The 19,781-nt window shown below is 66.5% G+C and carries 13 protein-coding genes and 1 pseudogene; 2 read left to right on the top strand and 12 right to left on the bottom strand.

Annotated features, from left to right (window positions below; all coding sequences use genetic code 11):
- Nucleotides 1-153 precede the first annotated feature (153 nt).
- From KA383_17245 to KA383_17205, 9 genes and pseudogenes are all read right to left on the bottom strand, one after another.
- Complete coding sequence (locus KA383_17245; GenBank protein MBP7747865.1) at nucleotides 154-1,197, bottom strand: prepilin-type N-terminal cleavage/methylation domain-containing protein; 1,044 nt, start codon at nucleotides 1,195-1,197, stop codon at nucleotides 154-156.
- A gap of 297 nt (nucleotides 1,198-1,494) precedes the next feature.
- Nucleotides 1,495-2,244, bottom strand: coding sequence for a hypothetical protein (locus KA383_17240; protein ID MBP7747864.1), 750 nt, complete (start codon nucleotides 2,242-2,244; stop codon nucleotides 1,495-1,497).
- 7 nt (nucleotides 2,245-2,251) lie between these two features.
- On the bottom strand, nucleotides 2,252-3,370 hold the full coding sequence (locus KA383_17235) for an aminopeptidase (protein MBP7747863.1): 1,119 nt from the start codon (nucleotides 3,368-3,370) through the stop codon (nucleotides 2,252-2,254).
- Between the two features lie 1,447 nt (nucleotides 3,371-4,817).
- Nucleotides 4,818-6,119: a PhoH family protein gene (locus KA383_17230; GenBank protein ID MBP7747862.1), complete on the bottom strand. Its 1,302-nt coding sequence runs from the start codon at nucleotides 6,117-6,119 to the stop codon at nucleotides 4,818-4,820.
- Nucleotides 6,120-6,181: 62 nt separating this feature from the next.
- Nucleotides 6,182-8,286, bottom strand: a pseudogene (locus KA383_17225) (ABC transporter permease).
- Nucleotides 8,283-9,407, bottom strand: a complete 1,125-nt coding sequence (locus tag KA383_17220) for an HlyD family efflux transporter periplasmic adaptor subunit (protein MBP7747861.1) — start codon at nucleotides 9,405-9,407, stop codon at nucleotides 8,283-8,285. The pseudogene KA383_17225 and the gene KA383_17220 overlap by 4 nt, the downstream one beginning before the upstream one ends.
- Before the next feature lie 89 nt (nucleotides 9,408-9,496).
- Complete coding sequence (locus tag KA383_17215) at nucleotides 9,497-10,198, bottom strand: tetratricopeptide repeat protein (protein MBP7747860.1); 702 nt, start codon at nucleotides 10,196-10,198, stop codon at nucleotides 9,497-9,499.
- Between the two features lie 111 nt (nucleotides 10,199-10,309).
- Nucleotides 10,310-11,197, bottom strand: a complete 888-nt coding sequence (gene sucD / locus KA383_17210; GenBank protein ID MBP7747859.1) for a succinate--CoA ligase subunit alpha — start codon at nucleotides 11,195-11,197, stop codon at nucleotides 10,310-10,312.
- A 55-nt stretch (nucleotides 11,198-11,252) separates the two neighbouring features.
- The gene (locus KA383_17205; GenBank protein MBP7747858.1) at nucleotides 11,253-12,101 is read right to left on the bottom strand and encodes a hypothetical protein; all 849 of its coding nucleotides are present in this window, start codon (nucleotides 12,099-12,101) and stop codon (nucleotides 11,253-11,255) included.
- Nucleotides 12,102-12,240: 139 nt separating this feature from the next.
- On the opposite strand from KA383_17205, the gene KA383_17200 reads away from it, so the two are divergent.
- Both KA383_17200 and KA383_17195 read left to right on the top strand, forming a co-directional pair.
- On the top strand, nucleotides 12,241-13,536 hold the full coding sequence (locus tag KA383_17200; GenBank protein ID MBP7747857.1) for a 3-deoxy-D-manno-octulosonic acid transferase: 1,296 nt from the start codon (nucleotides 12,241-12,243) through the stop codon (nucleotides 13,534-13,536).
- 318 nt (nucleotides 13,537-13,854) lie between these two features.
- Complete coding sequence (locus KA383_17195; protein MBP7747856.1) at nucleotides 13,855-14,289, top strand: hypothetical protein; 435 nt, start codon at nucleotides 13,855-13,857, stop codon at nucleotides 14,287-14,289.
- On the opposite strand, the gene KA383_17190 is transcribed toward KA383_17195, so the two are convergent.
- The 3 genes from KA383_17190 to nuoL all read right to left on the bottom strand — a co-directional run bounded on the left by KA383_17190 (nucleotide 14,277) and on the right by nuoL (nucleotide 19,765).
- Nucleotides 14,277-15,905, bottom strand: coding sequence for an NADH-quinone oxidoreductase subunit N (locus tag KA383_17190; protein ID MBP7747855.1), 1,629 nt, complete (start codon nucleotides 15,903-15,905; stop codon nucleotides 14,277-14,279). The two genes, KA383_17195 and KA383_17190, sit on opposite strands and share 13 nt — an antisense overlap.
- Nucleotides 15,902-17,572: an NADH-quinone oxidoreductase subunit M gene (locus KA383_17185; GenBank protein MBP7747854.1), complete on the bottom strand. Its 1,671-nt coding sequence runs from the start codon at nucleotides 17,570-17,572 to the stop codon at nucleotides 15,902-15,904. Before KA383_17185 ends, KA383_17190 begins: the two co-directional genes overlap by 4 nt.
- A 111-nt stretch (nucleotides 17,573-17,683) precedes the next feature.
- Nucleotides 17,684-19,765 carry an NADH-quinone oxidoreductase subunit L gene (gene nuoL, locus KA383_17180; GenBank protein MBP7747853.1) on the bottom strand — a complete coding sequence of 694 codons (2,082 nt, stop codon included), beginning with the start codon at nucleotides 19,763-19,765 and terminating at the stop codon, nucleotides 17,684-17,686.
- Between the last annotated feature and the right edge of the window lie 16 nt (nucleotides 19,766-19,781).

Here is a 19,781-nt window from a genome sequence, read left to right as displayed (position 1 = left end):
GTGCACAACGCTGCTTCCTGCCCTCCGGGAGTCTCCGGTGCATTCGACGCTTCAAGCCGGGCCTGCGTTTGGCGACACGGTTCCTGGCGCGACACAGCCTGTCCCGTGTTGCGTTGTGTGCAGCCAGCGTGGGTCTGGTCGGGCGCCGCGGACTTACTGACCGATCAGGACTTCAGTGTTCGAGCCGGTCAGGCTGTAGTAGGCCAGGCCCCATTCACGCCGCTTCATCGTCTCCAGGATCGTGCGCCGGGCCACGCTGCCGTCGGTGAACAGGAAATTCGTGGTGCCGCCCAGTGCATCTCCGCCCGGGTGATGGCGCCCGACCGCGTTGATCTCTGGGCCACCAACGCCGTCGATGACGCCGTACATGTCTTCCAGCGCCGCCGTCGGCAACAGCCCGTAGTTAACGACGCCGGGCTTGCCGTACGTAAACCCGCCCGCCACGGAGGCGTCGTATTCGTCCGCGCCGCTGCCGATGTTCCAGAACGCGGAAACCGGCCGGTGGCTCTTGCTCAGGAAGCCGCCGCCCTCCTGCACCGCGGACAACTTCCAGTTCTTGTTCAGCTCGGTGGCCAGAACCACGCTGCGGCCGCCCTTGATGCGGCTCTCGTTGACGCATTGATTGCGGCGCTCCTGGTTGCCGGACAGCGTCGCCGTGAACTTGTTGCGCGGGACGATCGCCGCATTCGCCGTATACGCCATCCGGCGGGCCTGCTTGTCGGTGATCGCGCCGGGCGGCCCGCCGCCGTCTTGGTCCGACTGCCCGCTCTCCCAGTCGGCGGCTTCCGCGCCGGGGTTCGTCCGGGGCGCGCCGCCGTTGGGAATATCCGGGCAGGTGAACAAGCTTTCCTTCACAGCGCCGCGGTTGTAGAGGAACCACGACCAGTGCGAGTAGCCGTAGGGATGGGCCTGCGTCTGCAGCGTCGGCGACCAGGCGCCATCGGTGTCGTGGGGGTAGACGTACGCCGGCGGGTAGATCCCGCCGTTGTCGGTGAGGTAGCCCGCAAAAGCGATCCCCACGTCGCGCATGTTGGCCGCGCATTTCACGGCCCGCGCCTGCTTGCGCGCGCCGCTGAGCGATGGCAGCAGAATTGAGATCAAGAGGGCGATGATCGCCACCACCACGAGCAGTTCGATGAGCGTGAAACCGTGCCGCTTTCCCGTCCTGCGTCCGTCGCGTGACCTCTGAGCATCCATCTCGCTGGCCTCCACTCTGGCTCCCGGGCTGAGCCGCCTTTGTAGCCCCCAATGGTTAGAACACGCCGCGCTATCGTGTGAATTTACGATTCGATCGCTGTCCTTGCGGCGGTCCGGCCGTGGCCGGCAGGGAACCCACCGTGGCTTCACGGCGAACACCCCACCGCGGCAACACGTCCGCGTCGTTGTGTGCGGTGTCACCCCCGAGTGTTAAGGCTGAATGCCGCGCGCGCTAAATGGACGAGAGAATCCTGTTAAGCGCACTTCGATCCTTCAACATGACGGCCGCAGCAGCGGCTAAAAGCCTTCGATCCACGCGTACCACGGCCCGGCGATGTGGTCGTAGTAGTCCTCCCCGACGACCGGCGGAGCCTGCCCGGGCGAATACGCGAAGCCCCCGGTGTGCAAAAAGCCCGTGCCGCGGACGAGGAAGCGCATGCCGCCCGGCAGTCGCTCAACCCGCTCGACAGGATACGTGCCGACCCAGTGCCCAGCGACATCGTTCGGGTCGACCGTTCCGCTGACGACGCGAGCCGCCAGGCGGTCCAGCGCACCGCGCGATAACTCGAACCGCAGACGCAACGGCACGCGGGCGCGTACCAGCACGATGACAACCGCAATGGCAACCGGAACAACCGCCCAGCGCCAGGCACGCACCATTGCGTGACGGTAATACACGGCCGCCGCTATCGCGAGCACAAGCCGCATCAGCCACACGAGGCCCAACACGGCTAGGCCAAAGTAAGCCAACAAATCGAACAAAGAATAGCCGCCGGGCACACTCACACTCACGAGCGTAAGCAGGGCGAGCAGCGTCAGGCAGGCCAGCATCGGCCAGCCCGGCGGTCGCAGCAGCCGCTGCGCGAACCAGCCCGGCACGCGCCCCAGGTACATGGTGCGCGGGTCCGCCGGATCGAAGCCCCTCCCGCACTCCGGGCAACGCGGCTCCGTCAATCCGCGGAGCGGGTACATGCACGCGCGACAGCGGGCCGGCGAGTCTTCCGGCAACACGGCGGGCGCGCTATTCTCCCGCTCAAGGTCCGTCACCGTGAGTTCACTTTAGTGCGTCAGGATTGAGCCCCTGCAGATCCGGCGTGACGAACAGCCCGTCGCGGCGTACCAGCTCGCCGTCGAAGTACATCTCGCCGCCGCCGCGCTCCGGCGTCTGGATCAGCACCATGTCCCAGTGGATTTCACTCTTGTTGCCGTTCGGGGCCTCGTCGTACGAATTGCCCGGCGTCAGATGTATGCTGCCCGCGATCTTCTCGTCAAACAGAATGTCCTTCATCGGCCTGGTGATGTACGGGTTCAGACCAATCGCGAATTCGCCGACGTAGCGCGCGCCCTCGTCGGCATCGAGTACTTCGTTCAGCTTCGTCGTGTTCGAGCTGGTGGCCTCGACGACCTTGCCCTGCTTGAAGACGAGACGGATGTTCTCGTGCGTCTCGCCGCGGTAGAGCGTCGGTGCATTGAAATGAATGACGCCGTTGATGCTGTCGCGGACGGGCGCGGTGAAGACCTCGCCGTCGGGAATGTTGAGCTTGCCGTCGCAGGGAATCGCCGGGATACCCTTGATCGAGAAGGTCAGGTCCGTGTCGCGCGGGCCTTTCAGGCGGACGACGTCGGTCGCCTCCATGCGCTGCTTCAGCGCCTGCATCGCGCAGCCCATGCGCGCGTAGTCCATCGTGCACACGTCGAAATAGAAGTCCTCGAACCCCTCGGTCGACAGGCCGGCGAGCTGGGCCATGCTCGGGTGCGGCCAGCGCAGCACGACCCAGCGCGTCTTCGGCACGCGCACCTCCAGGTGGACGCGTTTCCAGACCGTGCGCTCGTAAACCTTCTGCTTCTCGGCCGGCACGTCGGACAGCTCCGAGACGTTTTCGTTGCCGCGTGCCCCGATGTAGCACTGCACGCTCTCCATCTGGTGCCGCTCGATGTCGGCCATCAGGCCGAATTGCAACTCCGTGGCGGCGTTCATCAGGGCGCGATTGATCCGGTTGCTCTTGAGCATCACGAGCGGGTCGGCGCCGGCCGCGCGCGCGAGCCGCACGCATTCAATCGCGAACTCATGCGGAACATCGATGGCTTCGATCAGGATCTTGTCGCCGGGCTTGACGGCACAGGAGTAGTTGACGAGCACATTGGCCAGCTTCGTGATGCGCGGGTCGGTCATTATGACTCCTCGTTGCATTCAATGGAGGTTGAATTGGCGCGTAAGAGGACGCCCACGGGGCCATTATGCCGTTCTGCGGCAATGCTGGCCACCCTGGCAGCGCGCTTCTTGTCCGCGCAGCTCGATGGCGTGGGGTAGATGCGATCGGCGTGGGTTCCGCGACCAGGGCGCATGAAAAACGCGACGTGAGGCCGGGGGGTGCTCGTGCTGCCCTTCAGAGTATTCGGTTGCGTTGCTCGCTGCGGGACGTTGCCGCCGCCGCTGCGTCCTCTCGGAATTAGCTGCTCGTTCAGAGTTCTGAGCCCGCCGAAGTATCGCGGTTATTGGTTTCGCGATCCCACTTTGCCGTTGGCCGTTTCCTCGGCTGTGTGGTTTTCCTTCACCGGGCCGCGCTGACCACGTTAAGCGACCAGTGCACCCTCTCTTCGAGTTTCGCCTTCCTCCAGAGTCTTGCCCAACACAACCTAGCCCGCCAGCCGCAGCCGGCAAGCTCCTCTCATGGGCTTCTGCTCCCTGCAGCACTCGAAGGTTCGGAGGTCCACTGTCCGCGGGCGTTGCCGGCGCCCGCTACGTTCCGCCCTCAGGGTTTGGTTACCCTCTCGGCGGCTTACTCCCTCCGAGCCCGTGCCGGCTTTCTTTCGCGCCGGCGGCGCTCTTGGGATTCGCCCTTCGGAGCTTTCTCCTCGCGGAAGGTATCCCACGCGTTTCCGCATGGAAGGACCCACATACCGTTTGACCAGTCGGTGCTCCCGCCGCCGAAGCGATGGGCCGGCCCAACAGGCCCCGGTTTCTGGGCTTTGCCCCTTCCGAGAGTCCCTGGCGACCGACGCAGGATTAGTACGCCGACCGCTGGATGCTCCCTTGGGCTTCGCCCTTCTAGGGTATGCCGGCGGGAACCTTGCCCGGGATTTCGCCCGGACTCCTCCCACGCGCTTCGCCGTTCCGGCCTCGCAGCCGACCCGGCCGGCGCCCCGGAGTCTCGCGGACTCCCGCTTGGCCCCACCCGACTCCCCGGCAAGCCAGGGGACGGACGGGACAACCCTTCTAGGGTTCTCGCACCAGCACGATCCCGAACGTTCAAGCGAGCAGCCACCCGGGCTATTCGATTCACCTTGCGCCGCGCCGCACATTGCTGCCGGCCGCCGACGCGCTTTGAGTGGCCCTGCCTCGCTCTACCGGAGTCGCTCGGGATACGCCTGAGGTGCCGAGCATCTCGCGACCTCAACGTCGCACAGTAAATATAGCACGGACCTCGTTTTGCGTCAACAAAAAGCCGCGCGCACGGCGTCGTGACACCCTGTGAATTGCAACTTACGAACGGCTGATAACCAGTAAGTGCTTGCAAGAATTGCGCTAGGAATCGCCAGCGCGCGCACAAATTCTTTCGCTAAAACGACGTCCTCAACAAGTTGTGCACGGAGTGTGCACCGTGTTGTCCACCGCGAAATCACAGCAGATTCGCCGCTAATTCCGCCAGTGTGCTCCGCTCTCCCTTCCGCAACTCGACATGTGCCGCAACCGCTTCATGCGCAAACCGGTTGATCAGGTAAGTGAAACCGTTGCTGTTGCGATCGACGTACGGATTGTCGATCTGCCACGGATCACCCGTCAGCACGATCTTGGCAGCCTGGCCGATACGCGTGATCACCGTCTTGATTTCCAGCGGCGTCAGGTTCTGTGCCTCATCGATCACCACAAAACGCTTCGCGATGTTGCGCCCGCGGATGTACGTAAGCGGTTGTATCTCAATCAGCCCGGCGCGCGTCAGGCTGGCGGCATCTGCATGCCCCTTCATCGGGCCGCCCACATCCAGCAAAAACTCGATCGTATCCGTGACCGGTTTCATCCACGGCGCCAGCTTGCTCCCGATGTCCCCCGGTAGATACCCCAGGTCACGCCCCACCGGGACGATCGGCCGGCACACCAGGATGCCGCGATACAACTTCTTCTTGAATGCGAGATGCATCGCCGCCGCGAGCGCGAGCAGCGTCTTGCCGGTGCCGGCCTTGCCCATCAGCGACACAAGGCAAATGTCGTCATTTACCAGGGCGTCGATGGCGTAATACTGCTCCTTGTTCCGCGGACGCACCCCCCATAGCCCACCTGACGGATCATGGAGGGCCACGATCTGTTCTGCGCTCGGGTCCTTGCGCGCCAGCGCGGTCCCCTTCTCGCCGCCAGCCACCCGCAGCAACAGATATTCATTCGGCTGCAGCGTCGTGCCCGGCAGCGCGAGCCGCCCATCACGCCGAAACGCTTCCATCTGCTCCGGCGTAACCGTCATTTCCTCATCACCGGTGGGCACGTCGGTCAGCAGGACGTGATCGGATTCGTAATCCTCAGCGCGCAGGCCGGCGGCATCCGCGCGTATCCGGAGGTTGATGTCCTTCGTGACGATGACGACCGGCGTGCCCGGTTCCGCCTCATGAACGGAACGCGCGACGCGGAGAATCTCGAGGTCTGCCGGTCCGGTGCTGCCCTCGAGTACCCGGTCCGGCTCGCAGTAGACGCGGAGCCGGCCGCCATTGTCCAACTGCACGCCGGTCGCCAGGCTCTGCCCGTTCCGCAGGCCGTCGAGCAGGCGAACGACGGCGCGGGCGCTGAAGCCGCGGTCGGTGGGTTCCTTCTTGAAGCGGTCGAGCTCGCTGATGACGCCGACGGGGATGATGACGGTGTTGTCGGCGAACTGGAATATCGAGTGTGGATCGTGAATAAGAATATTCGCGTCCAGGATGTAGTTCTTTCGCATAGCGCCAGTTTAACGACCGACCCCTTGATTACAAGAAACCGGACCGCCGGAACTGTGTCGTCCTAGTCGAGGTGCTTCTGGAAGCGTGCCACGCTCACGGTCAGGATGACGGAGCTGCAGACCAGCAGACCCAGCACGTGCGTCCACAGGTCGGCGAGGCTGGCCGAACGCAGGATGATGCCGCGCAGGATTTCGATGAAGTACGTCACTGGAATCACGAAACTGATCCAGTAGATCGGCGCCGGCATGGCTTGCCGCGGAAACACGAAGCCCGACAGCAGGATCGACGGCAGCATGATGATGAACGCGAACTGAATTGCCTGGAGCTGCGTGCGCGCCAGCGTGGAGACCAGCAACCCCAGGCCCAGTGCCGTGACCAGGAACAGCAGCGACAGCACCAGCAAGAGCAGCAGGTCACCGCGGATCGGCACAGCGAACACGAAGACCATCACGCACAGTACGATCAGCGTCTCGATGATGCCGATCAACGCGTAGGGCACCAGCTTGCCCAGCATGAGCCCGGCCCGCCCGACGGGTGTGACGAAGAGCTGCTCCAGCGTGCCCAGTTCGCGCTCGCGCACGACCGCGAACGACGTCAGGAACAGCGTCACCAGTTGCATGATGATGCCGATTAACCCGGGAACGAAGAAGTGCGAGCTGCGCAGGTCCGGGTTGTACAGCAGGCGGGGACGAATCTCGATCGGCAGCGCCATCCGCCCGCTGGGATCGCGCGCCGCCGCCAGTTGCAGGTTCTCCGCGAAGGCCGTCCCACGCCGCAGCGACATGTTCAGACCCAGCAGGGCCGCACCGTTCTGCGCCGTCGTCGCGATCTGCGAGTCGCTGCCGTCGATCAGCACCTGTACCAAGGCCTGCTGACCGCGCAGGAGGCAGTCGGTATAGTCCGGCGGAATCCGGATCCCAACCTTGGCCTGGCCCGACGCGAGCGCATAATCGAAGGCATCCTCGTCGTGGACGTCGCCGACGATCTTGAACTTGCGCGAGTTCGCAAACGCCGCGATCAGCTCGCGACTGTCGCTGCGCCCGTCGAGGTTGTAGACCACGCTCGGGATGTCGTCGATCGTCGTCTGAATTGCATAGCCGAAAACCGTGAGCTGGAACACCGGGATGACGAAGGCGAAGAACAGCGTGAGCGGCTCGCGGCGGATATGCGCGAACTCCTTGAGCAGGATCGCGACAAAGCCGTTCACGACGCCCTCCGCCGGGCTTCCTGCCGGCTCAGCGTGACGAAGACGTCCTCGAGCGTGGGCGCGATCGACCGCAGCTCCACGGCCGCGCGTGCTTGCCCCGTGGCCGCAACGAGCTGGGCATCCGAAGCTTCGTTGCCCACGAGGACGTGTACCGTGTCGCCGACGAGCGTCGCGTCGTGCACACTCGGCACCGCCCGGATGCGCGGCAGCACGACCGTGGGCTGCTGACAAATCAGCTCAAGCCGGCGCGTCCCCGCCGGGGTCACGTCCGCGAGCTGCTTCAGCTCCGCCGGTCTGCCGCCGACGATCAACCGCGACATGTAGATGTAGCCCACGTGCGTGCAGCGCTCCGCCTCGTCCATGTAGTGCGTCGTGACAAAGAGCGTCGCACCCCGGCCGGACAGCTCAAAGAGCAGGTCCCACAGCTCGCGGCGCGCGACCGGATCGATACCGGCGGTGGGCTCGTCGAGGAACAGCACGTCGGGCTCGTGAACCAGCGCACAGGCGAGCGCGAGGCGCTGCTTCCAGCCGCCCGACAGCGTGCCCGCGATCTGCCGCGCGAACGGCCCGATGCCGCACAGCGCGAACAGCTCGGCGATCCGCGCACGGATCTTCTCGCGCGACAGCCCGTAGATGCGACCGTAGAATTCCAGGTTCTCCGTGACGCTCAGGTCGGCATACAGGCTGAACTTCTGCGACATGTAGCCGATCCGGCGTTTGACGGCTTCCGCCTGGTGCGCCACGTCGAAGCCCAGCACGCTGCCACGCCCGGCCGAGGGGCGCAGCACGCCGCACAGCATGCGGATGACGGTCGACTTCCCGCTGCCGTTCGGCCCCAGGAACCCGTAGATCGCGGCCCGCGGGACGGCGAAGTTGACTTCATGCACGGCGACGAACTCGCCGAACTTGCGCGTCAGCGCGTCGGCGACGATGACCGGCCGGTCGGCCGCGGCGTTCATCGTTCCGGCTCCAGGAACACGTCTGCCGACATCCCCGCCCGCAGTACGTCACGGCCCTCGTCCAGCACGACCTTCACGCGGAAGACCTGCTTGCTGCGCTCTTCCGGCGTCTGCACGTTGGAAGGCGTGAACTCGGCCGCGCGCGAGATATACGAAATGTGGCCCGCGAAGCGGCGCTGCGGAAATGAATCCACGCGCACCGCCAGCTTCTGCCCGAGCTGCAAATCCAGCCGGTCCTCCGGCACGAACGCGCGCACCCACAGCTCCGAACTGTCGGTGAGAGCAATCACCGGCGCATTCGCGCCCACCAGGTCGCCCGGCCGCAGGTCTACCGCCTCCACCACGCACTCGACCGGCGCCGTCACGATCAGCTCGAGGCGCTGCTGCTCGATGACCGCCACCGCCGCCTGCGCCGCCGCCACCTGCGCCTCGGCCTCGGCGATGTCCTCGGTCCGCGACCCGGCTTCGAGCAACGCCAGCGTTTGCGCCGCCTCGGCCAGGCGCGCCTGGGCCTCGGCCACATCTTCAGCCCGGGTGCCTTCTTCGAGCAGCCCCAGCTCGTCGCGCGCCCGAGCCGCGCTGGCCTCCGTCACCGCGAGCCGGCGAGTGACTTCATCCATTTCTTCCTCGGCGGCCTGGCCCTGGTCAAACAGCTTCTTCACGCGCGCGAAGTCCTTCTGCGCCTTTGTCAGCTCCGCCTCCGCCTGCGCGACGACGTCACGCGCAATGCTCAGTTCCAGTGGCCGCGGACCGGCCACTGCCTTGTCCACCACGGCCTGCGCGCGATCGCGGGCCGCACGGGCCTGCCCGATTTCCTCCGCCCGCGCACCGGCCCGCAAGCGCTGCAGCCGGGCCTCCTGCGCCGCCAGCGCTGCCCGCGCCTGTCCCAACCGGGCGTCGAGGTCGTACGGCTCCAACTCCATGAGCGCCGTGCCGCGTGCGACCTGCTGCCCCTCAACGACGTGCACCGCCCGCACGCGCCCGCCGACCCGCGAGCCCACCCTGATCTGGTGCGACTCGATGAACCCCGAGACAAAGAACGGCGCCGCGCGCTGCTGGCTCCAAACCAGCGCGACCAGGGCCACAACGGCGATTGGAATGACAAGCAAGAGCCGCTTCATGGCACAGATGATACGCGCGCGCCCCTGAATGTCAAACCGCGGCGCAGGCCCTGCATTGGCCGTCCCGCCGGCAACCGGCTGCGGCCCGGCTATGGGGGTTGGACAGACTGCCGCTCTCCGCACGCCGCCCCACACTCAGGGCAGCGTCCGCTCGTGTTGCCCGTCAGGTCATACCGGCAGTGCACACACTGCCCAGGCGCGACGGAGATCCCAGCGCCTTCCACGCGTGCAAATGCGCCCGCGACGCGCTGCATCAGGCTCCGGCTGTCGCGCTCGTCGTAGCCGCGGCGCCGCGCTTCTTCCAACAGTCGCCCGGCTTCCCCCAGGTCCCCGGTTTGCTCGGCCACCCGCGCCAAGTTGTAGTACGGTACGGCATACTCCGCATCAACCGCCAACGCTTCCAGGAACGCCTCGCGCGCCTCAGCGCGGCGGCCGGCGCTGAGGTGTGCCACCCCCAGATTGTTCAAAGCCATAGCCTCGATATCCAGCGTGTGCGCGCCCCACTGCATCGAGATCACGCGCTTGCGCGTCGGATCCCGGCGAACCTGCCCGAGAAAACGCGCGAAATGGGCCGCCGCCGCGTCCCACTCGCCGCGCCCCAGCAGCCGGCGGCCACGGTAGAAGTCACGCCAGCGATGCGACTGGATCCGGCTGGGCAGCAACAGCAGCGCGGCTGCGACCAGCGCGGCAATCAGCGAGAAGTCGGTAATGTAAACGATCCCCACGTACACCGCGGCGACGATCAGCGCCGCGACCAGCCGTGCGACTCTTCCGCGAGTACGCCTGGACATGCCCACGGCCAGCCTCACCCTGCGGAGCCCGTCCCATGGCCACCGCGCCCGCCGCGTCCTCGGCCGGACGACACCAAACGCGGCTCGGCTTCCTTGGCCCAGGCAAGGACGCTACGACAACACCTTCGCCACCGCTTCGCCGATCGTCGCCGGGCTGTCGCTGACCGTCACGCCCGCTTCGCGCAGCGCCGCGATCTTGGACTTCGCCGTGCCTTCGCCGCCGGAGATGATCGCGCCCGCATGACCCATCCGCCGGCCGGGCGGCGCGGTCTGGCCGGCGATGAAGGCAATCACGGGCTTGCGGATGCGCGCGCGGATGTGTGCCGCGGCCTTCTCCTCGTCCGTCCCGCCGATCTCGCCGATCATGACGATCGCGTGCGTCTCGGGATCCGCCTCGAACAGGTCGAGCAGCTCGATGAAATTCAGACCTTTCACGGGGTCGCCGCCGATGCCGACGCAGGTCGTCTGCGCAAATCCGCGCTCGCTGCACTGCCACACCGCCTCATACGTGAGCGTGCCGCTGCGCGAGATGATCCCGACGTTGCGCGAGCCCGGCGTCGGCGCCTGGTGGATGTAGCCCGGCATGATCCCGACCTTGCACTGGCCCGGCGTGATGATGCCCGGGCAGTTCGGCCCGATCAGCAGTGTGCCCTGGTCGTCCAGGTACTTGCGGGCCTTCACCATGTCGAGCGTCGGAATGCCTTCGGTGATCAGCACCACCAGCTTGATGCCCGCGTCCGCCGCTTCCATCGCCGCCTCGGCCGCGGCCGGCGCGGGCACGAAGATCATCGTCGCGTCGGCACCGGTCGCATCGACGGCGGCATGGCACGTATCAAACACCGGCAAACCGTGCTCGGACTTCGTGCCGCCCTTCCCGGGCGTGCAACCGCCCACGATCTGCGTGCCATACTCCAGGCACTGCGCCGTGTGAAACGCCCCCGCCTTGCCGGTGATGCCCTGGCAGATCAACCGCGTCTGCTTATCGACGAGAATGCTCATATCAACTCTCTATGCGACTCCGCTGCGATTCACCCACCGGCCGCGCAGCAGCCGATCACGAGCCACCCGGCGTGCCGGGCGGAGGCGGCGGCGCAATCGGCTGCAGCGTCTCAATCGTTTCGGTGTAACCCGGGGGCACCTTGATCTCGAAGATACTGCCGCTGAAGCCCTGATTGAGCTGTGCGTCGGTGAACGTGATCGTGATGTACGAGTCCACCTTGCCGGTGCCATCGAGTTTGGCGACGCGCACCTTCGTGGGCAGCCCGGCCGTCAACCCCGCGCGATCCACCCAGAAATCAAGCTGCTTGTAGCTCTGCCCCGTGTTCGTCCCCGCCCGCGGCACCAGGAACAGGTGATCCGTACCCGGCGGGTCCTTGTCCGCCGGGGGCAGCAGGCGAACGTCAAATTCGTTCAGAATGTCCGCTTTCTTCTGTCCGAACGGCAGCGGGAAGTAGCCCTGCCCGACCTTGTACGGATTGCCGGGGTCATTCGGCCGGCGGATTTCATGGCGCTGCACGGTCTTGGTGCGCGACTGCAGTTCGACGTACCAGAACCCGTCGAACAGGTGCTGCTCGTCGAGCTTGTCCCGCCGTGTCCCGGAGACCTTCTCGGTGAAGCGGATCATGAACTTGGCCACCGGCTGCGCTTTCTGGTACCAGATCTCGCCGCGCTTGACCACCCAATCCTCTTCGGGGTCTTTCGCGTATTCCTGGCGCCACGCCAGATTCGCGTGGAGATCCGCGACCTCCCGCTCCTCCAGGCGCGTCAGGATCCGATCCAGCGCCGGGTCCAGCGCGGCCGGTTCGGTCGGCGAGGTGCCGCCACTTTGCGCGCTGGCCGCGACGCCGGACAGCAGACCGAGTATGATGACAGCCCAGTTGGCGCGTTTCGAGCGTACGGACATATACGACTGACTCCTGTAGCAACGGCGATGGATTCTACGGCCGCGCCGCCGCCGGGGAAAGCGGCCCGCAGCGCCGGGCGCCGCCTCCGTCGCCCGGCACAGAGGAGCCCGAGTTGACGATTCCGGGGTGACAGAGTTGATGCCACTGCTACTCGATCTGCTGTACGGTCTGCTGGCGCTGGTGCTCGGCGGCCCGTACCTGCTGTATCGCCGGCTGACGCGCGGACCGGGATCCGTCCCGCTGCGCGAGTACTTCGGCCGGGTGCCCGCGCGACCCGTCTCGGCATACTGCGTGTGGATCCACGCGGTCTCGCTGGGCGAGGTCAACGCGACCCGCACGATCGTCGCCGAGCTGCACCAGCGCTCGCCCGACACGGTGGTCGTCATCAGCAGCACCACGCAGACCGGCCGCGACCGCGCGCGGGCGCTGTACCCCAACCTGGTGACCTTTCGCTACCCGCTCGATTTCTCCTGGGCCGTCCGCCAGACGCTCACGCGCGTCCGCCCGTCGGTCATCGTCCTCATGGAGCTGGAGGTCTGGCCCAACCTGATCGAGCTCGCCACGGCCCGCGACATCCCCGTGATCATCGCCAACGGCCGCATCACGGCCGAACGCAGCGTCCGGCGCTTCAATCATCCCGCGGTCCGCTGGCTGGCCCGCCGGATGTTCCGCAAGCTGCGCTGGGTCGGCGTTCAGGACGGCACGTACCGCGCGCGATTCGTCGAGCTGGGCGTCGAGCCGGAACGCGTCGAGATCACCGGCTCGGTGAAGTACGACGCCGCCGATGTCAGCGATCACATCGACGGCCAGGACGAGCTGGCCCAGGCCATGGGGATCATCGTCACGCGGCCGTTGTGGGTGTGCGGTAGCACCGGCCCCGGCGAAGAGGCCATGATTCTTGAGGCCTACGCCAAGCTCAACGCCCAGTTCCCCGACCTGCAACTGGCGATCATTCCGCGCAAGCCCGAGCGGTTCGACGAAGTCGCGCAGCTCATCGTGCAGCGCGGCTATGCCTGCCTGCGCCGCAGCACCGGCGCGCCCCTGCTGCCCGCCGGCGTCACCGAGCCGCGCCCGGTGTTCCTCGGCGACACCATGGGCGAATTGCGGAAGTTCTACGCGCTGGCCACCCTCGTATTCGTCGGCCGCAGCCTCGTGCCGATGGGCGGGTCCGATGTGATGGAGGCGGCGGGCCTGGCCCGGGCGATCCTGGTTGGGCCGCATACCGGCAATTTCGCCGAAGCCGTGAACCTGCTCATCTCCGAAGGGGCTTGCCGCCGACTGAGCGGGCCGGACGGTCTGGCACCGGCGGTGTCCGATCTACTCCGGCATCCGGACCGGCGCAAGCAGATGGGGACGGCGGGCCGGGCGGCGATCCTCAGCCGGCGTGGGGCCACGACGCGGACCGTAGACCAGATCCTAGCGCTGCTCCCGTAACATGTAGACCGCCCTGCGGGCGCGCAAAAAGTAGGGCTGAACAGGCGGCCCGGGCAGGCCCGCTCGTCCAACCCTGGTCCCCCGCTTCCTCCTCCGGAGAAAGCAAGGATGCCCTGCGCGGATGGCGCGCAACCATCCGCGACAGGGCGACTCCTCCTCACTGACACTCGAATATTGTGGCCACGTTCGACCGCCGTGATTTGTCCCGGCAGTCGCAAAACATTGTAGGCCCCGCTTTCTAGCAATGCAACCGCGCACGCTGCATAATGTGGGCGCGCCGCAACTTACCGCGGTGCGGAACGTATGATACGAGCGACGATGACCATTGCACGACCCAACCCGGTTCCGATAACGCTGCTCACCGCACACCGACTACAAACGCGGCGACTCGGCCCGATACTCTGCGCCAGCGCACTGCTGCTGAGTCTCGCGCTGCAATTCGGCTGCCGGCCATCACCCGCCGTGGAACGCCGCATCCAAATGCGCCGCGACCGCGTGGCCGGCACGGCGCAGGCGTTTGGTCAGAGCGAGGCGCGGCGTCCGGAGAAGGTGGCAACGGCGGCGGCGGACGTGCCGATGAGTCTCGAGCGCAGCACCACGCGCCTGCGGCGCAACGCACAGTGGTTCGTGGAGTGGCAGCGGCGCGACGTCCGGCGCTTCCAGGACCGCGGCCCTACCTATCGCGACGAAGCCGGCCGAATGCTCTGGGGCAAGCCCGAGCGGCTGGAGCCAATGTCCGCTTACTTCTTCTGACGCTCTGCGAGCGCCGTCGACGCGTCCATCAGCGGGGCGGCGAGTGTGGCGTCCCACGCGTCCGCGCTCGTCGCCGGCGACGCCGCGACCGCGTGCGTGAGTTCGCGCGTCGCATTCAACCCGGCTGACAGCAACCCGCTGGGGTACAGCGCGAAGATCAGCAGGAGGAAGCCGCAGAGCAGCGCGCCGATGTGCTGCGCTTCGCCCGACACGGCATGCGCCGGTTGCTCGTTCTCATACAGCAGCACCGCGGCGATCACGCGCAGGTAGTACGCTGCCGCCAGCGCGGAATTCAGCACGGCAATGACCACCAGCGCGATCAGCCACGCATCGTGCCCCGGAATGCCGGTCGCGCGCGCCGCAGCCAAGGCACTGCCGAACAGACTCAACTTGCCCCAGAAACCCGGGGTCGGCGGCAGGCCCATCAGCGTGAACAGCGCCAGCACCAGGAGCAGCGCCAACCCCGGATGACGGCGGACCACGCCGGCCACGTCGCGCAGCGTTTCGCAGGCGGCCCCACGCACCCGCAGCACCGCGAGCACGGCGAAGGCTCCCAGGTTGGCGACCCCATACACGACGACGTAGTACAGCGCCGCCGCGGTCCCGTCGCCCATGGTGCCGTAGCCCGTGTCGCCCGCCAGCGGTCCAGCGAGCACACCCACCAGCATGTACCCCGCGTGTGCGATGCCCGAGTAGCCGAGCAACCGCTTGATGTTCGTCTGCCGCAGCGCCAGCACGTTGCCCACCGTCATGCTCACCGCCGCCACGATCCACAGCAGCCAGAACACTGGCGTACCGCTTGTGCTCCATTCGCCGGTCAGCGCCAGAATCTTGATGATCGCCACCAGACCCGCCAGCTTCGGCACAAACCCGAGCAGTCCGGCGACCGGACTGGCCGCCCCCTGGTACACGTCGGCGATGTAGAAGTGCATCGGGACGGCGGCGATCTTGAAAAGCAGCCCACCCAGCGCGAGGACGACGCCCACCGTGGCCAATCCACCAGCGAGCGTACCGGGCTGCCGTAGCGCGTCGGCGACCGCGTTCAGCGTCCCGCTGAGTGACGCCGTGCCCGAGACGCCGTACAGGAAGCTGAAGCCGTAGGCCATGAGTGCGGCGGAGACCGCCCCCAGGTAGAAGTACTTCGTGCCGGCCTCCAGGGCACCTGCGCGGGTGCGGCTGAGCACAACCATGATGTAGGTCGGCACGCTGACCAACTCCAGCGCCAAGAAGAGCATGAGCAGGTTGTCGGCCGGCCCCACGAGCAGCAGGCCGGTGAGCGAGAAAAGCATCAGCGCGAGGAATTCACCCCGCTCGGCTTCGCGCGCTCCGGTCCAGTTCACCAGCGTCAGCAGGATGCCCAGTTCGAGGGCGCTCAGCCGCACAAACATGGCCAGCGAGCCGTAGGCGAGACCGTTGCCCACCGCGTCGGCCGTCCAGCGCGGCAGCCCCAGCACCAGCACCAGCCCGAGCACCAAAACCGACAGCGTGCACCAGGGCGCCAGGCGCCGGCGCGCGTCGCGCGTGGACTGCCCGAGCAGTAACACGATGCAGCCGCCGACGAGCAGCAGGATTTCCGGCCCGAGCGCTGCGAGCGGAATGGGCGGTCCGGCGATCATGGCCGCCCTCCTTCCGGCTCAGGCCCGACGAACACCAGCTCCGCAACCGACGGTGCGGCCGACTCCGGCGCGCTGGCGATCTTGGCCTCTTGCACCCGGTCCAGGATCTGCACCTGTAGCGCCGGGTCGAGCGTGTCCGTAACGACGCGCGGCGCCACGCCGAGCACAATCACGAGCGCGGCAATCGGCGACAGGATGGCGATCTCGCGACCAGTCAGATCCCTCTTCAAACCCGCGGACAGATCGGGCGTGCCGGCCGGCTCGACAACCGGGCCGAACAGCACCTTGCCCGTCGCGTACAGCATGTAGATCGCGCCAAGCAGTATGCCGGTCGCGCCCAGCACGCCGTACCAGCGGCCGAGCACATCCGAGTTGAACGCCGCGAACAGGACGGTGAATTCACTGACGAAGCCGTTGAGGCCCGGGAGGCCGATGCTGGATAGAACGAAGAGCACGAAGAAGAACGCCATCACCGGCATCTGCCGGGCGAGGCCGCCGATCTGGTCGAGGTCGCGCGTGTGGTAACGCTCATAGATCATGCCGACGACAAGGAACAGCGCCCCGGTGCTGAGGCCGTGATTGACCATGTAGAGCACCGAGCCGCTCAGGCCCACGGGCAGCAGGCTGAACATGCCGAGCATGCAGAAGCCCAGGTGTGACACGGACGAATACGCGACCAGCTTCTTCACGTCGCGCTGCACCCAGCAGCACAGCGCCCCGTAGATGATGCCGGCGATCGCCAGGCCACCCATGACCTGCGCCCACGCCAGCGCCCCCTGTGGCACCATCGGCAGGCTGAAGCGCAAAAAGCCGTACGTGCCGAGCTTCAGCAGAACGCCGGCCAGCAGCACGCTGCCGGCGGTCGGCGCCTCGGTGTGCGCCAGCGGCAGCCACGTGTGCAGCGGGAACAGCGGGACCTTGATCGCGAAGCCGCAGAAGAAGGCGATGAACAGCAGCGACTGTTCCGTCGCGCTGAGTTGCCCCAGGGCCAGCGACGAAAGCCGCATGAGATCAAAATCCAGCACGTCGCTGTGCGCGATCTGCGCCGCCCGCAGCGCGAGATACATGATGCCCGCGAACGTCAACACGCTACCGACGAACGTGAACAGGAAGAACTTGTTGGCCGCGTACCGCCGCTGCGGTCCGCCCCAAATGCCGATCAGGAAATACAGCGGCACCAGCGTGAACTCGAAGAACACGTAAAACAGCAGCACGTCGCGGGCGGCGAACACGCCGAACATGCCGGCGGTCAGCGCCAGCAGCCACGCGTAGTACTCGCGCACCCGCGTACGAATCGCCGCGAAGCTGCACCAGATGGATAGCGGCACCAGCAGGCCGGTCAGTGCGACCAGCGGCATGCTGATGGCGTCCAGGCCGATGTGATAGCGCAACAGCACGCCGCTGAGCAGGTCGCCGCCGGCGTCGCTGCGCGTGCCCACCGCAATCCATTCGGCCTTCGTTTCGCCGATCAGTGCCCGCCCGCCGTCCGCGCCGCGCAGCGCCGCCGGCATCTCCACGAACAGCCCCGCCGCGATCAGCAGCGTCACAAACCCGACCGCCAGGGACAGCTTCGGCGCGACCCCCGCGCGCCGCTCCGGCAGCGCCCACACGGCGACCGCCGCCAGCAGCGGGAGGAAGATCAGCAGGTTGAGTCCCAAAGCCGCCATGCGCGTTACGTCATTCTCCGCCCGGATGAGTGGTACGGGGCTCCGGCCAGTTCTGCCGACGGGCGGGACGCCCGTACCATCCTGCACAACACATCACCGTCATACACGATGTCAGCTCACCCAAGTCCATATCAGCAGCAGCACGACCACACCGAGGGCCATGCCGACCGCGTACGTCTGCAGCATGCCGCGCTGTATGAAATGCAGCCCGAACGCCAGCCCGCGCGGCACCGCCGCCACGAACCACACTATGCCGTCCACCCCGTAGTTGTCCGTGCCGAAGAACAACCGCCCCAGGTTGCGGAGCGGCCGCACGAACACGGCGTCATAAATCTCATCCACGTAGTACTTCGCGTTCCACAGGTTCCACACCCGCCCGAGCAACTGCTGGTCGGGTTCGGTCTGCGGCGCGGAGCCGAAGCGCAGCCACGCCAAGCCGATGCCGGCCAGCGCCACAACCGCTGACAAGTACATCAGCCACATTCCGCCATGGCCGTGCTCCGGGTGGCCGATTGTGCTGTGCCCCAGATACGCGTGGAAGAAGCCGTGCGGCTGGAACACGCCCAGAAAGGCTTCGCCCGACCCTGGCGCGAGCATCACGCCGAGATAACCCGCGCACACCGCGCCGACGGCCAGCAGCATCAGCGGTACCGTCATGACCCCGGGCGACTCGTGCACATGCGCCCCCGCCTCGTCCGGCAGGCGCAGCTTGCCGTGGAAGCACAGGAAGAACATGCGGAACGTGTAATACGCAGTCAGGCCGGCGGTCAGCAGCATGATGACGCCGACGACCGTGTGACGCTCGAACGCCGCGTGGACGATCTCGTCCTTGCTCCAGAACCCCGCCAGCAGCGGGAAGCCCGCCAGCGCCAGGCAGCCAACCAGCATCGTCCCGTACGTGCGGGGCAACACGTGCCGCAGGCCGCTGAACCGGCGCACGTCGATCACGCCGCCCATCGCGTGCATCACGCTGCCGGCTCCCAGGAACAGCAGCGCCTTGAACCACGCGTGCGTGAAGACGTGAAAGACGGCCGAATCCGGCACACGACAGCCCAGCGCGACGAACATGAACGCGAGCTGGCTGATAGTTGAGTACGCCAGGATGCGCTTCATGTCGTGCTGCGCCAGCGCCATCGTCGCCGTCAGCACCGCCCCGATCACCCCCAGCGTCAGCACCACGTCGAGCGCGACCGCCGACTGCGCGAAGATCGGCGTGCAGCGGGCCACCATGTAGATGCCCGCGGTCACCATCGTCGCGGCGTGGATCAGGGCCGACACCGGCGTCGGGCCTTCCATCGCATCGGGTAGCCACACGTACAGCGGGAACTGGGCACTCTTACCCACCGCGCCGCACATCAACAGCAGCGAAACCAGCGTCGCCTGCGACATGCCCGCGACCTGGTGCTCAGCCAGGTGGCGCGCGTACTTGAAGACCACCGCGTAATCCAGCGGGTTCTCCCCCGATTGCACATGGCCCTTCAGGAACCAGTACAGCGCGAAGATGCCCAGCGCGAAACCGAAGTCACCGATACGGTTGACGATGAACGCTTTCTTCGCGGCGGCGGCGGCCGATGGCTTGCCGTAGTAGAAGCCGATCAGCAAATAGCTGCACAGGCCAACGAGCTCCCAGCCGAGGTAGAGCAGCACGAAGTTCCCGGCCATCACCAGCGTGATCATCGAGAACACGAACAGGCCAAGAAACGCAAAGAATCGCTCGTAGCCACGCTCGGGGTGCCCATGATGATCGCGCATGTAGCCGATCGAGTAGATGACGATGATAAGGGAGACCACCGTGACGAACAGCAGCATGATGCCCGTCAGGCCGTCGCCGTAGAAATTAACGCTGATCCAATGGCCGCTCTGCAGGCTTTCCCGATCGCCGAGGCTGATCCAGTGGTAGAGCGTGTACGCGAAGCCGGGACGGGGCACTGCGTCACGCGTCGGTTCCGCGACGACAAACGCGGGCGCGGCCGCGGCTGCCCGGACTCCTGGCTCGCCGCCCGAGAGGGAGGGTTGGGTGTGCTGGCCCAGGTCGAGAAACAGGGTCACGCCCAGCACCGCGGACACCGCCACCCCCAGCACGACCGGCCAGTGCGCCCGCTCCGGCCTCTGCCGCAGCGCGACCAACAAGCCGGCGAGAATCGCGCCCAGCAACGGCCAGAACGGCAGCGTCGCGTAGAGCTTGGCGGGCAGCCAGTGTGTTTCAGCC

Source organism: Phycisphaerae bacterium (genome assembly GCA_017999985.1).
Lineage (GTDB): Bacteria > Planctomycetota > Phycisphaerae > UBA1845 > Fen-1342 > JAGNKU01.
This window is presented reverse-complemented; position numbering and strand designations above follow the sequence as displayed.